This is a genomic window from Streptomyces sp. R-07, assembly GCF_049913175.1.
GTDB lineage: Bacteria > Actinomycetota > Actinomycetes > Streptomycetales > Streptomycetaceae > Streptomyces.
This window is the reverse complement of record NZ_CP183978.1, coordinates 6477243-6490895: the sequence shown is the minus strand read 5'-3', so window position 1 is coordinate 6490895 and position 13653 is coordinate 6477243. Positions and strand designations below refer to the sequence as shown.

The 13653-nt window shown below is 70.3% G+C and carries 8 protein-coding genes and 1 pseudogene; 4 read left to right on the top strand and 5 right to left on the bottom strand.

Translation table 11 applies throughout. From position 1 onward, the window contains the following. Positions 1–6 precede the first annotated feature (6 nt). From ACN9M0_RS29795 to ACN9M0_RS29780, 4 genes and pseudogenes are all read left to right on the top strand, one after another. A complete protein-coding gene (locus ACN9M0_RS29795) occupies positions 7–972 on the top strand; it encodes a glycoside hydrolase family 6 protein (protein ID WP_399700061.1) in 966 nt (321 codons plus the stop codon). Positions 973–1067: 95 nt separating this feature from the next. Next, positions 1068–2348 carry a glycoside hydrolase family 6 protein gene (locus ACN9M0_RS29790; protein WP_426404492.1) on the top strand — a complete coding sequence of 427 codons (1281 nt, stop codon included), beginning with the start codon at positions 1068–1070 and terminating at the stop codon, positions 2346–2348. A 31-nt stretch (positions 2349–2379) separates the two neighbouring features. Further along, positions 2380–2807: pseudogene (locus tag ACN9M0_RS29785) on the top strand (cellulase N-terminal Ig-like domain-containing protein); the annotation flags it as partial. Between the two features lie 147 nt (positions 2808–2954). Further along, complete coding sequence (locus tag ACN9M0_RS29780; protein WP_426405341.1) at positions 2955–3317, top strand: glycoside hydrolase family 9 protein; 363 nt, start codon at positions 2955–2957, stop codon at positions 3315–3317. Between the two features lie 49 nt (positions 3318–3366). On the opposite strand, the gene ACN9M0_RS29775 is transcribed toward ACN9M0_RS29780, so the two are convergent. From ACN9M0_RS29775 to hydA, 5 genes are all read right to left on the bottom strand, one after another. Next, positions 3367–5988 (bottom strand): RICIN domain-containing protein, encoded by a 2622-nt coding sequence (locus ACN9M0_RS29775; RefSeq protein WP_366039575.1) that lies wholly within the window; start codon positions 5986–5988, stop codon positions 3367–3369. Between the two features lie 41 nt (positions 5989–6029). After that, on the bottom strand, positions 6030–8387 hold the full coding sequence (locus ACN9M0_RS29770) for a non-reducing end alpha-L-arabinofuranosidase family hydrolase (RefSeq protein ID WP_426404491.1): 2358 nt from the start codon (positions 8385–8387) through the stop codon (positions 6030–6032). A 568-nt stretch (positions 8388–8955) separates the two neighbouring features. Further along, complete coding sequence (locus tag ACN9M0_RS29765; protein WP_426404490.1) at positions 8956–10512, bottom strand: sigma-70 family RNA polymerase sigma factor; 1557 nt, start codon at positions 10510–10512, stop codon at positions 8956–8958. A gap of 607 nt (positions 10513–11119) precedes the next feature. After that, positions 11120–12118, bottom strand: a complete 999-nt coding sequence (locus ACN9M0_RS29760; RefSeq protein ID WP_426404489.1) for a TIGR03842 family LLM class F420-dependent oxidoreductase — start codon at positions 12116–12118, stop codon at positions 11120–11122. A gap of 46 nt (positions 12119–12164) precedes the next feature. Continuing rightward, positions 12165–13556 carry a dihydropyrimidinase gene (hydA, locus tag ACN9M0_RS29755; RefSeq protein ID WP_399700163.1) on the bottom strand — a complete coding sequence of 464 codons (1392 nt, stop codon included), beginning with the start codon at positions 13554–13556 and terminating at the stop codon, positions 12165–12167. Between the last annotated feature and the right edge of the window lie 97 nt (positions 13557–13653).

The window sequence follows — 13653 nt, the reverse complement described above, 5'->3', positions numbered from 1 at the left end:
ACAGCCATGCGCCGCCGAATCCGCGCCCTCGTCGCAGCCCTCTCCGCGCTGCCGTTGGCGCTCGCCGTCGCCCCGTCCGCCCACGCGGCGGATCCCACCACCATGACCAGCGGGTTCTACGTGGACCCGGACTCCAGCGCGAAGAAGTGGGTCGCCGCCAACCCCGGCGACGGCCGGGCCCCCGCGATCAACGCGTCCCTCGCCAACACACCCATGGCCCACTGGTTCGGCTCCTGGAGCGGCACGATCGGCACCGCCACGGGCGCGTACGTCGGCGCGGCGGACTACCACGACAAGCTGCCCATCCTGGTCGCGTACAACATCTACCTCCGCGACTCGTGCGGCGGGCACTCCGGAGGTGGAGCCTCATCGGCCTCCGCCTACGCGACCTGGATCGCACAGTTCGCCGGCGGGATCGCCAACCGCCCGGCCGTCGTCCTCCTCGAACCCGACTCGCTCGCGGACTACGGCTGCCTGAACCAGAGCCAGATCCGCGAACGCCAGGGCATGATCAGCGGCGCCCTCGCCGAGTTCAACCGCCAGGCCCCCAACACCTGGGTGTACCTCGACGCCGGCAACCCCGGCTGGATAAGCGCGGCGACGATGGCCCAGCGCCTCCACGAGGCCGGGCTCCGACAGGCGCACGGCTTCTCCCTCAACGTCTCGAACTACTACACCACCGCCCAGAACACCGCCTACGGCAACGCCGTCAACGGCGAACTGGCCGCCCGCTACGGCTACACCAAGCCGTTCGTCGTCGACACCAGCCGCAACGGCAACGGCTCCAACGGCGAGTGGTGCAACGCGTCCGGCCGCCGCATCGGCACACCCACCCGGCTGGGCGGGGGCGCCGAGATGCTCCTGTGGATCAAGACCCCGGGCGAGTCCGACGGCAACTGCGGCGTCGGGACCGGCTCCACGGCCGGACAGTTCCTCCCCGAGGTCGCCTACAAGATGATCTACGGCTACTGACGTCCGACTCCTGTGGCCCGGACTCCGCCGCCCCGCGACCGGGCCACAGGCACCACCGGCACTCCTCACCCCCGTCCCTCAGACCAGGAGCCCCCATGAAGCCACGCACCCGACGGCGCCGTGCGACCGCCGCCCTCGCGGCACTCGCGGCCTGCGCCGCCCTCACCGCGACGCAGGGGCAGGCGCAGGCCGCACCCGCCACGGACCCGCTCAGCCCGGCCACGAAGTTCTACGTGGACCCGCACAGCAAGGCCGCCAAGCAGGCGCTCACCGACCTCGGGAACGGCGACTTCACGAACGCCGTGAACATGGCCAGGCTCGCGAGCCGGCCGCAGGCCGAGTGGTTCACCGAGGGCACGCCCGACGAGGTCCGGGCCAAGGCAAGGGGCCTCGTCCGTGAAGCCCGGGCCGTGAACCGGACCCCTGTCCTGGTCGCCTACAACGTGCCGGGCCGGGACTGCTCCCAGTACTCCAGCGGCGGCGCCGCGTCCTCCGCCGCCTACCGGCAGTGGATCGACGCCTTCGCCGCCGGCATCGGCGACAGCAAGGCCGTCGTCGTGGTCGAGCCCGACGGCCTGGCGCTCCTCCCCAGCGACTGCGGGCAGGACGTGGACCCGACCGGCGAGCTCACCGCGACCCGCGTCGCCGACCTCGCCTACGCTGTCAGGACCCTCAAGTCCAAGGCCCGCACCGCGGTCTACCTCGACGCGGGCAACGTCCTGTGGCGGCCGGTCGGCGAGATGGCGCGGCGCCTGCTCGACGCCGGGGTCCAGGGCAGCGACGGCTTCGCCCTCAACGTGTCCAACACCCACCCCACCGACCACAACGCGCGCTACGGCACCTGGATCGCCAAGTGCATGTGGTACGCCACCGAGGGGCCCGAGCACGCACGCGGCCACACGGACTGGTGCGCCACCCAGTACTATTCGGCCGCCGCGCCCAACGACGGCGCCCCGGGCAACGCGGTCGACTCCGCCGACCCCGCCACCTGGCGCTGGACGGACGCCTGGTACGACCAGGCCATGGGGACCCCGCCGGCCGACGCGCTGGAGCACTTTGTCATCGACACCAGCCGCAATGGCCTGGGCGCCTGGATCCCGGAGCCCGGCAAGTACACCGGCGACCCGGAGATCTGGTGCAACGCGCCCGGCCGCGGCCTCGGCCCGCGCCCGACTGCCGACACCGGTGTCCCGCTCGTCGACGCCTATCTGTGGATCAAGATCCCCGGCGAGTCCGACGGCAGCTGCACGCGCAACACCGGCGGCACGATCGACCCCGAGTACGGCATCGTCGACCCGCCCGCCGGCACCTGGTGGCCCGACCAGGCCCACACCCTGGCCCGCAACGCGGCACCGCGGCTGACCTTCAACCGCTGAGGCCCGCTCCCGCCCCCGTCCGGCTCCGGGAATCCGCTCGCCCGGGCCGGACGCTCCCGTCTTCCCGCCTCGGGCGAAAGCCGTTCCTTCAGGATCCGTCCCTTCCGCCACGACAGGCAGGCCACCTGCACCGTCGCGCCGAACGGTCACCAGCCGCACGTGCCCCCACCACGACTCGTTACTCCCCCCGCCTCTCCACCACCCTCCTGACGGCCACGCTCCTCATCGGCGGTCTCACGACCGCACCGACCGCCTCACCACGCCGGCGGCGACCACAGCCGTCCGCGTCAACCAGGTCGGCTTCCTGCCGGACGGCCCGAAGCGCGCCACGGTCGTCACCACGGCGACGCAGCCCCTCACCTGGCAGCTCAAGAACCCTCCGGGACGGTGGTCGCCTCCGGTTCGACCGTCCCGCGCGGCGCGGACACGCCGTCCGGGCAGTCGGTCCAGGTGGCCGACTTCTCCTCGTACAGCGGGACGGGCACGGGGTACGTGCTCGCGGTGGACGGCATCGGCAGCGCGCCGTTCGACATCCGCGCGGACCTGTACGACGCGCTGCGCGCCGACTCGGTGGCGTTCTTCCACCACCAGCGCAGCGGCACCGACATGGACGACGCCCTCGTGGGCCCCGCCCACGCCCGCCCGGCCGGGCACCTCGGCGTCGCGCCCGACAAGGGCGACACGTCCGTTCCCTGCCAAGCCGGGGTGTGCGACCACGCTCAGGACGCCAGGGGCGGTCGGTACGACGCGGGCGACCACGGCAAGCACGTGGTGAACGGCGGCATCTCGACCTGGCTGGTCGTCAACTCCTTCGAGGCCGAAGCGGGCGGGGACGGAGAGGCGGCCCTCGGCGACTCGACCCTGCGCGTCCCGGAGAAGCCGTGGTCGACATGGGAGGACGGTTTCTCCGGAGAGCCGCCCTCCAACCGAAATGTCGCATCGGTCAGGAGGGCGGACTCCTCCTACTGATAGCGCGTCAGCGCATGCCCAAGGACGTGCGGACGCACCGGCGTCGGGGTCAGGACGGGTCGCCGTATTGGAGGCCGCGTCCGTTGGTGCCGACATAGACGCGGCCGTAGGTGTCGGGGTCGCCGGTGATGACGCCGCCGATGCTGCCCCACTGGTGGGCGTCGTCGTTGACGCGGAGCCAGGTCGCGCCCTTGTCGGTGGAGCGGAAGACGCCGGTGACGTCCTTGACGGTGCCGATCAGATACAGGGCCTGGTAGGAGGCACCGGGTGCGGCCCTGCCGAAGCCGAGGGCGGAGGCGGACTTCACCGTGGTGAGCGGGGTGAAAGTGCGGCCGCCGTCGGTGGAGTGCAGCAGGCCCCGGCCACCGCCGGCGATCCACAGGTCCCCCGCGACGCCGGGGACGGCCGTGAGCCGGCCATCGGCGGGCAGGCCGGTGGCCCGGGCGGTGAAGGTCGCTCCGCCGTCGGTACTGGCGTGGAGCGTGCCACCGGCCAGCGAGTAGAACGTCCTGGCCGCGGCGCGGTCGGCGACGACCGTGGCGTTCGTGCCCAGGCCCCCGACCCTCGACCAGCTCGTCCCCTTGTCGGTCGAGTGGTACGGGGCCTGGCCGGCCTGGGTCCAGATGATGGTGGAGCCGTCCGCCGCGAGCGCGACACGCCCGTCCTGGGCGCCTGCCACCGGCTCCGCCTTGAAGCCGCTCCAGCTGATGCCCCCGTCGGTGGAGTAAGCACCGTCCTGCGCGCCGCCACGGCCGACACGCACCATCACCGAGGGGTTGGACTGGGCGAAATCGATGTCGGTGCTGTTGGTCATCATCGGGTTGCTCAGCCGCCCGGCGGGCACCTTGGTCAGGTCGTCGTGGCGGAAACCGCCTTGGTCGCCCATGGCGGTGATGACGGTGGCACCGCCGGGCGGGGCGATGGCGTCCATCAGCGCGGTCTCCTCCAGCCCGCGCGCACCCACGGTCCAGTGGCTGGTGCCGCCGCTGTCGGTGGCGTCGGCGTCCTTGCTGCGCCAGATGCCGTTGCCGGTGCCGTACAGCACATGACCGGAGTCGAAGGGGTCGATGGCCAGGGCCGTCATCCAGTGCCCGGTGTGGGTGCCGATGTACGGAGCGGCGGAGGCGTCCCGTACCGACCTGCCCGACAGTGCCTTCCAGGTCGTGCCGCCGTCGGTGGTGCGGTAGCTCTCGTCCTCGGGCCACCAGCGGTCGAGGGTGGTGACCATCACCGTGGACGGCCTCCGCGGATCGACGGCCAGGCCGGAGAACCCGTAGCCGCCCTGCGAGGGGGAGATGTTCCTCCACGTCCCGCCCTGAGGCGTGTACTTCCACACCGAGCCCGCCGTCACGCCGTTGGGTCCGAGGGCGTTGGTGTACGTCAGGTACAGCGAGCCGTCACCGGAGACCACCGCGTGCTGCGGCAGTTGGCCCGCGGGCTGCCCGGGGACGGCCTGCCAGGTGCTGCCGCCGTCGGTGGAGCGGTAGAGGGAGGTGGACTCGTCCGCGACGCCGACGTAGATCGTCCTGTCGCCGGCCGGGCTGTACGTCACGAAGGAGATGCCCGCGCCACTGCTCGCCCCGTCCTTGACGGGGAACGAGGAGACCTGCCGCCACGTCACACCGCTGTCCGTGCTGCGCCACAGGCCGTTCTTACGGGTGCCCAGCAGCAGGGTGCGGTTGTCCGAGGGGTCGATCACAAGCCGCTCGCCCGCCCCGCGGCCGTCCTCGTTGCCGCCCAACTTGAACGGCAGGTCGGTGCGCTGGAAGGTGCGGCCCCGGTCGGTGGAGCGCAGGATCGCACCGTTGCCGGCCCAGTCGTTGGTGTAGGTGCCCGCCGCGAGGTAGAGCCGGTTCGGGTCCACGGGATCGGTGGCCAGCGCGTCGATGCCGAGCAGGTTCCAGTCCTTCTCGCCGAGCCAGTCGGTCAGCGGGATCCACTGCTCGGCACCGGTGTCCCAGCGGTAGGCGCCGCCCATGTCGGTGCGCGCGTACAGCAGGCCCCGCTCCCGCGGGTTGAACACCAGCCCGGTGACGTATCCGCCGCCGACCACCTGGGCGTTCTTCCATGCATACGGTCCGGTCCCGGTGGCCGGGGCCTCGGCCGTTCTCACCAGCTTCCACTGCTGGTTCGTGCTGCCATGGCCGGGATACTGGAGGACTGCCGCGCCGTCGGTCGTGGAGCCTCCGGATACGTCCAGGACCTGGCCGCTCCTGCGGGAGGTGAAGGTGACGGCATCGGAACCGCTCACGTCGTCGATCCGCCACTCCTGGGAGGCGGAGGAGCTGTCGGTCTGCTGCTCGGCGACAGCCGCCCGGGCGGTCGAGTCGCCCGCTATGCCCAGCACCTTGCCGCTGTTGCGGTTCACCAGCTCGTAGTAGCCGTCCCCTGTGGGGCGCAGTCTCCACTGCTGGTTGGCGGTGTTCTGGTCGGTCCACTGCTGGATGCGCGTGCCGTCGGCGGTGGAGAAGGCGTTGACGTCCATCACCTTGCCGCTGCGTACGGAGACGAGCCGGTAGTAGGCATTGCCGTCGACCGTCGCGGCCTGCGAGTCGTCCTGGGTGAACAGGAGGTACGGCACGACGGCGGCGGGCACTGCGAGCAGCAGGGCGGTGGCGCTCCAGCGGCGGCGGTGCCGACCGCGGCGCCGGACGCGGGTGGGGTTGTTCATGGGGAGGTGCGCTCCTTGCGTATCACGGTGAATCGGGCAGCTCAGCGCTGCAGGGTGAGGACGCCCGGCCGGTACGGCAGCTGGTCGTAGGGTCCGCCCGCCTGCGGGGACTTGCCCTGGTAGAGCAACTGCAGGTTGCAGGGGTCGATGGTCATGGTCTGATCGGGGTTGGTCCGGATCAGATCGCCATGGCTGATGTCGTTGGTCCAGGGGGCGCCGCTGTTGGCCCTGCCGGCGAAGGGGTTGCTCTCGGTCGCGGCCTGGGGGGTCCACGAGCCGTTCAGGCTGGTGGCCGTGAACGAGCGGAAGTAGCGGTGCTCATTCGCGCCCCGGGCCTCGACGATCATGAGGTACTGGTTCTGGTCCTTGACCTTGTAGACCTGCGGCGCCTCGAACAGGTTCTTCACCGTGTCGCTCATGACCGTCGTGTACGAGGAGCCGAAGCTGCCCGGGAAGTTCCCGATCGGCATGCTCGCCCGGTAGACCTTGCCGTTGTCACCGGCGAAGAACAGGTACATGTTGCGGTCGTCGGCGATCAGCGTCTGGTCGATCGGGCCGGTGGAGGAGTCGGCGCGGGGGATGCTGCCGGTGAACAGCGGCTGCGGCGCGGACCAGCCGTTGGGGTCGGTGGGGTCGCTCGACGTGCGGTAGCTGAAGGGCGATGCACCCCACTGGTACGCCAGCACCCAGATCCTCTTGGGCGCGAAGTAGAACAGCGTGGGCGCCACCGCGTTCTGGTTCATCCTGGTCTGCCCGGCCGCCGCCATGTCCGACCAGTTCGCGAAGGGGCTGAAGGCCATCGAGCCGTACGAGGTGCCCGACGCGCTCGACGCGTAGACCAGGTGCTTGCCGTTGTGCGTCACATGGGTGAAGTCCTTCAGCGCGGCCCACCCGTTCGACGGCTGCGCGAGGGGGCCGGTCGAACTCCACTTGTACGTCGACGGAAGAGCACACGTACCGCCGCCCGTCCCGGACGGGGCGGTCCACTTCTGGTTGCCGACGGACGCGCAGGTGTACAGCTGGATCCTGGTGCCGTTCGCGGTGGCCGCGCCGACGGCGTCGAGGCACAGGCCGGACTGGACGCCGGTGATCGTGCCGTCGGTGTTGATGTTCCACTGCTGGTTGGCGGCGCCGTTGCAGTCCCAGATGATCACCGGGGTGCCGTTGGTGGTGCCCTTGCTCTTGGCGTCCAGGCACTTGTTCCCGTGGACCTTCAGCTGCTTCGCGGCGGTGTAGGTCAAGCGCTGGTTGGGTTGTTCGCTGCAGTCCCACAATTGCGCCTGGGCGCCGTTGGCCGTCGCGGAGCCGGGTATGTCGACACAGCGCCCGGAGGCCACGCCCTTGATCTGCCAGCTACCGGGGTTGACCGGGCCGGTACCCGAGCCGGAGTTGAACGCGTCCATGACGGCGGTGTACGCGGGCTTGGGCTTGCCGTTGCTGTCGAACAGCAGCGGACTCTCGCCGCTGCGCCAGGAGTCGCTGTCGCGGACGCCCCACACCGTGATGCCGGTGCACCGTGCCACGGACAGGCAGGCCCGGACCGTGTTCGCGTAGGGGGTGGGTGACGCCTGGGCGATGTCCAGCTCGGTGATCTGGACGTCGACGCCGAGGGCGGCGAAGTTGGCCAGGGTGGTCCTCAAGCTCGTCGGCGGGCCGCCCGCCCCGAAGTGGCTCTGGAAACCGACGCAGTCGATGGGCACACCGCGGGACTTGAAGTCCTTGACCATGCGGTAGACGCCCTGGGTCTTGGCGTCCGACCAGTTCTCGATGTTGTAGTCGTTGTAGCAGAGCTTGGACGAGGAGTCGGCCGCCCGGGCGGTGCGGAACGCTTCCTCGATGAAGCCGTTGCCGAGCACCCTCTGGAAGACCGAGTCGCGGAGTCGGCCGCTGCCGCCGTCGGCGAAGGCCTCGTTGACGACGTCCCAGGCGTAGATCTTGCCCTTGTAGTGGGTCATCTGCGTGGTGATGTGGTGGTTCATCGCGCTGCGCAGCGTGCCCGCGTCGCGGATGGCGCTGACCCAGGAGGGGAGCTGCGAGTGCCAGACCGTGGTGTGGCCGCGCAGGCGCTGGCCGCCTGCCAGGGCGCGGTTGACGATCCGGTCCGCGGGGCCGAACTGGAAGGTGCCGCGGGACGGCTCGATGGCGTCCCACTTCATCTCGTTCTCCGGGGTGATCATGTTGAACTCCCGGTCCGCGATCGCGGTGTACGTCGGGTCGCCGAGCCTGCCGGCGGCTACAGCGGTGCCGAAGTACCTGCCCGAGGAGGCCGCCTGGCTGCCCAGGCCCGCGGCTCCGGCGGAGCTGGGGAGGAGGGTCACGACACCGGCCACCAGCGCCGTGGCCGACAGTCCTATCGTCAGTGTCCGGCGACGTCGGCGGAGCCGGTGCAGGCCCTTCATGATTCTCCTCGGGAGGTGGGGGTCATCCCGCGCGCCGTGATCGTGCGCGCGCCGGCCAGGGCGGCCTGATCTGCCGCGAGGTGGGCACGGTGCGGGACGCGTGGCCGTTCCCGCGCCCCGGTCGTCCCAGGTTCGTCGGTGTGTCGTGTCATGGGCGTGACTTTCTTCAGGGGACAGGTCGATGGGGGCAAGCCGGGCAACCCGCCACGCCGGCACGTCAAGGTGAGCGGCGGGAAGAGCACCCCTGAAGTGGAGGCTTGAGGACGCGCGGTCTCGTAACGGAAAAGTCGCACCGTCCGGACGATTGCTCGGTGATGCATCTCGCAGGCGGAAAGCGTTATGTCAGGCCCCGAGATCTGGTCGTCCCTGGGGAAGGGCGCACTGCACCGCTTGTCAGTGACGGATTCCGCTCACGGCGAGGCAGCCGTCGACGTCATGCGGATCGGATCCGGGTTCGGGCGCGGCACCCGGCTCATCGCCGGGTGGAGAAGGCGCGGTGCGGGACCGTACGGCGGGATCACCCGCTGCCACTGAGACGGCCCGGCCCCTGCTGATCGAGGAGCGGCTCTCAGGCCAAGGACCTGCGGACGATGAAGGAAGCCTGGCCGGCGAAGGCCCGAGTGCCGTCGGAGCCGTCGAGCCAGATGCCGCCGTCACGGTGGCGGATGACCGAGCCGGGATAGTTGTGCGCGTGCAGGGTCACCGCCCCGGCGACCGCCCCGGGGCGCGGGCAGAAGGTGGCGTCTTCCCGGAACAGTTCGCTGCCGTCGTCGGTGCTCAGCCGTAGCCGCAGGTAATAGTGGCGAAGATACCGGCCGTCCGCGGCGCGGAAGGTGACACACCCTGTGTCGGCCAGCCCCCTGACGACCGTGAAGGTGACCCGTTGCCGTGCCCGCTCGCCGCTTGACGCAGAAACCTGGCCGAGCGCCGCGAAGTCGCCGTCGTACGTGACGAACAGGCCGGGCCGGTCCACGGACTCCAGCGACTGCGCGCCCAGCGGAACAGTTCCGGTGCCGGTGGACGGGCCCGCAGGGGACGGTACGGCCGACGAGGTGGCGGGCGACGGGATCGGCGTGGGAGTACCGCTTGTGGAAGCCGCGACCGTGGGAGCGGCGATGACGCCGGGCACACGAGGTGCCGGTTCGGGCCAGGCCGCGTAGGTGGCGGTCCCAACGACGAGCACGGCGCCGGTGGCGAGGCTCACCATCGGATGGGCGGTCACCGCGTGGAGTTTGCCGAGCAGCGAGCCGTGCAGGCCGGCTCCCCCCGTCGCCGTGCCGGCGGTAACGTGTGCCGTGGCCAGCCCGGCGGCGCTCGCGGCCGTACCCGACAGCAGGCCCTTTGCGGTCAGCGCGGCGACGAGTGCGGCCGGGACGGCCAGCGGCGCGAGGCTGAGGAGCAGCAGCTCGGCCGGAACCCGTTCTGTCGTCGTCGCCGTGCAGACCGGGCAGTCGCGGGTGTGCCGCGCGATCCGCTTGCGCCACACGGATGTACGCAGACCGTCCCAGCCGACGACGGTCTCGTTCAGGCCCGGACAGCGCGGGTCCACCTCCAGCGCGGCGACGATCGTCCGGCTCAGTTCCCATTGCTCACGCATGCGCTGCAGGCGAACTCCGGTGTGCGCGGCACTGAGCCCCATCGCGTCGGCGATGTCCTGACGGCTCAGCAAGCCGGCGCATTCCTGCCACCACAGCGACAGCAGCACCCGGTGATCCGGGTCGAGCCACCGGCCGGCTTCGACCACCTGACGGCGTTCGTCCGACATGTGCAGACGCAGGATCGTCAGGTCCTCGAGCGCGCCGCCGACGTTCGGTACCTGGAGTGCCTCGTCGATGACCGTGGTCCGGTCATCAAGAGTGCGCTGCCGGTGCCAGTGAGTATTGATCTGGCGGAGCGTGATGGACACCAGCCAGGACCGGAAACTTTCCGGGGCACGCAGGGCCGGCAGGTCGCGCACCACGCGCAGCAGGGTCTCCTGGACGACGTCGTCGACGTCGGCGTGTCCGCTCAGCGCTCGCCCGACGATGTTGTAGAGCAACGGCAGGTACGCGGCGATCAGCTTCTCGCGCGCGCGATCGTCACCGGCCTGCGCCGCGACAACCAGCTCCGCGTGATCCGCGTCCATGAGCCCCATTCCCACCTCTTCATGAGAGCGATCCGCCGAGTACGGCGCCATACCTTAGCGTCAGCGAAGGCACGCGGCCCAAGCCTGGCCGAGGTACGGCGGCAGCGCGGCCTGCCGCCGTCGTCAACGGCGCTCCGGCCGAGCTCCCTTCGAGCTCAGGCAGGACCAGCCCTCAGGAGCGCGCCTCGCAGCACCCGCACCATGCACGATCGACGTCGGCCCGACGCCTCGCCCGGCGTCACGGAACGTCACTGCCGAAAGGCGAACCAGGAGGTCGGCCACCGACTCACCAGCCGGCCTCCTCACCCCTTCGGAGGGCCCACCGCCACCCGACTGCGGGCTCCTCCGTCTGCAGCAGAACCACGCATGACGAGCCATCAGAAACTGTGCCGCTCGTGCGTCAGGCATGCGTCAGGCATGCGTCAGGCATGCGTCAAGATATCGCCCGCAGCGCGCATATCGCACATCATGCACACTCGACAAAGCCGCGGGGCAGCGGCCCCTTTCGGCGAGCCCAAGGATCGCGACGCACTCGACAGGGTGGGTCATCGGGAACAGTTGGATGGCCGCCCTTCAGCTGCATCGGTGCCGGGACCGAGCAACTTCGTCAGCGAAGGGCGGGGATGATGTCGGTGCCGTAGGCGTCGATCGTGGCCTCGCGGTTGTCGTGCATGTCGTAGACGGCGAACTGGTCGACGCCGAGGCTCTTGAGGTGGCGGAGCTTCTCGATGTGGGCCTCGGCGGGGCCGAGGAGGCAGAAGCGGTCGACGATCTCGTCGGGGACGAAGGTGGTGTCGGGGTTGTCGGCGCGGCCGTGGTGGGAGTAGTCGTAGCCGTGCCGGTCCTTGATGTACGCGGTGAGTTCCTCCGGCACCATGTCGGAGTGTTCGCCGTACTTGGCGACCAGGTCGGCGACGTGGTTGCCGACCATGCCGCCGAACCAGCGGCACTGGTCGCGGGCGTGCGCCAGGTCGTCCCCCACATAGGCGGGCGCGGCGACGCAGATCGTGAGGGCGTCGGGGTCGCGGCCGGCGTCGGTGGCGGCCTGCCGGACCGCCTTGACCATCCACTCGGTGAGGAACGGGTCGGCGAGCTGGAGGATGAAGCCGTCGGCCTTCTGGCCGGCGAGGGCGAGCGCCTTGGGGCCATAAGCGGCCATCCACACCGGCAGCTTGCCGTTCTTGACCCAGGGGAGGCGGATCGGGTTGCCGTCGACCTCGGCCTCGCGGCCCTCGGCGAGGTCGCGGATGACCTCGATGGCCTCCCCCAGGCGGGCCAGGGTGTTGGGTTTGCGGCCGGCGACGCGCATCGCGGAGTCGCCGCGGCCGATGCCGCAGACGGTCCGGTTGCCGTACATGTCGTTGAGGGTGGCGAAGGTGGAGGCCGTGACCTCCCAGGTGCGGGTGCCGGGGTTGGTGACCATCGGGCCGACGTGGAGCTTGGTGGTGTTGGCGAGGATCTGGCTGTAGATGACGAAGGGCTCCTGCCACAGCACGGCGGAGTCGAAGGTCCAGCCGTAGCGGAAGCCGTTCCGCTCCGCCCGGCGCATCAGGCCGACGACCTGCGAGGCGGGCGGGTCGGTCTGCAGGACGAGTCCGAAGTCCACGCGGGACCTCCAAGTTCGAGTCGGTGCGATGAGACCCCGGGCTACTTCAGCCCAGGTACTGACAAAGACCGCGCGGCACGAACGCCCCGTGCCCCGCGTGACCCACGTACTTCCGCTGATCGACGACGACCTCACCCCGCGAGAGCACCGTCTCCACCTGTCCCGTGACGGTCTTGCCCTCGTACGCCGAGTAGTCGACGTTCATGTGGTGGGTCTCTGCCGAGAGCACCTGGGTGGCGTGCGGGTCGTAGATGACGACATCCGCGTCCGCACCAGGGGCGATCGTGCCCTTCTGCGGGTAGAGGCCGAACATCCTCGCCGGGGTGGCGCAGGCGATCTCGATCCAGCGGCGGCGCGAGATGTGCCCGTCGACGACGGCCTGGTGCAGCAGGTCCATGCGGTTCTCCACACCCGGCAGGCCGTTGGGGATCTTCGAGAAGTCGCCCCGGCCCAGCTCCTTCTGCCCTGTGAAGCAGAACGGGCAGTGGTCCGTCGAAACCACCTGGAGGTCGTTCGTCCGCAGGCCCCGCCACAGCGCCGCCTGGTGCTCCTTCGGCCGCAGCGGCGTCGAGCAGACGTACTTGGCACCCTCGAAGTCCGGCTCCGCCAGGTTGTCCGTCGACAGGAACAGGTACTGGGGACAGGTCTCGCCGAAGACCGGCAGACCCATGTCCCTCGCCGCCGCCAACTCGGCCACCGCCTCCTGCGCGGAGACGTGCACGACGTACAGCGGGGAGCCGGCCACCCGGGCCAGCTGGATGGCGCGGTGGGTCGCCTCCGCCTCCAGGAGGGCCTTGCGGACCTCCCCGTGGTACCGGGGATCGGTCTCGCCCCGGGCGAGCGCCTGCTCGACGAGGACATCGATCGCGATGCCGTTCTCCGCGTGCATCATGATCAGCCCACCGGTGTCGCCGGCCACCTGCATCGCCCGGAGAATCTGGCCGTCATCCGAATAAAAGACCCCCGGATACGCCATAAACAATTTGAACGAGGAAACGCCATGCTGAATGAGCCTCGGCATCTCCTTCAACGTGGACTCGTTCACGTCCGACATGATCATGTGGAACGCGTAGTCGATCGCGCACTTCCCGTCCGCCTTCACATGCCAGGCGTCCAGGCCGGCCTGCAGCGACTCGCCTTTCGACTGCACCGCGAAGTCGACGATCGTCGTCGTCCCGCCCCACGCCGCAGCCCGCGTCCCCGTCTCGAACGTGTCCGACGCGAACGTGCCACCGAACGGCAGCTCCATATGCGTGTGCGCGTCGACCCCGCCAGGGATCACATACTTCTGCGACGCGTCGATCACCCGGTCCGCCGTCCACTCCTGCGTCCCCGGCGCCGCCAACGCCACCACCCGGCCATGCTCGATCAACACATCCGCGTGCACCTCGTCCGCGGCCGTGATCACAAGACCACCGGTAATCAGAGTCCGAGTCATTCCCCAGCCATCCCTTCATACCCGCCGACCAGACCACCACCGGCACGGGCCGGGGCCACGCCCCGGCCCGCCGGCCCCCTCACGCCGCCACCCCACA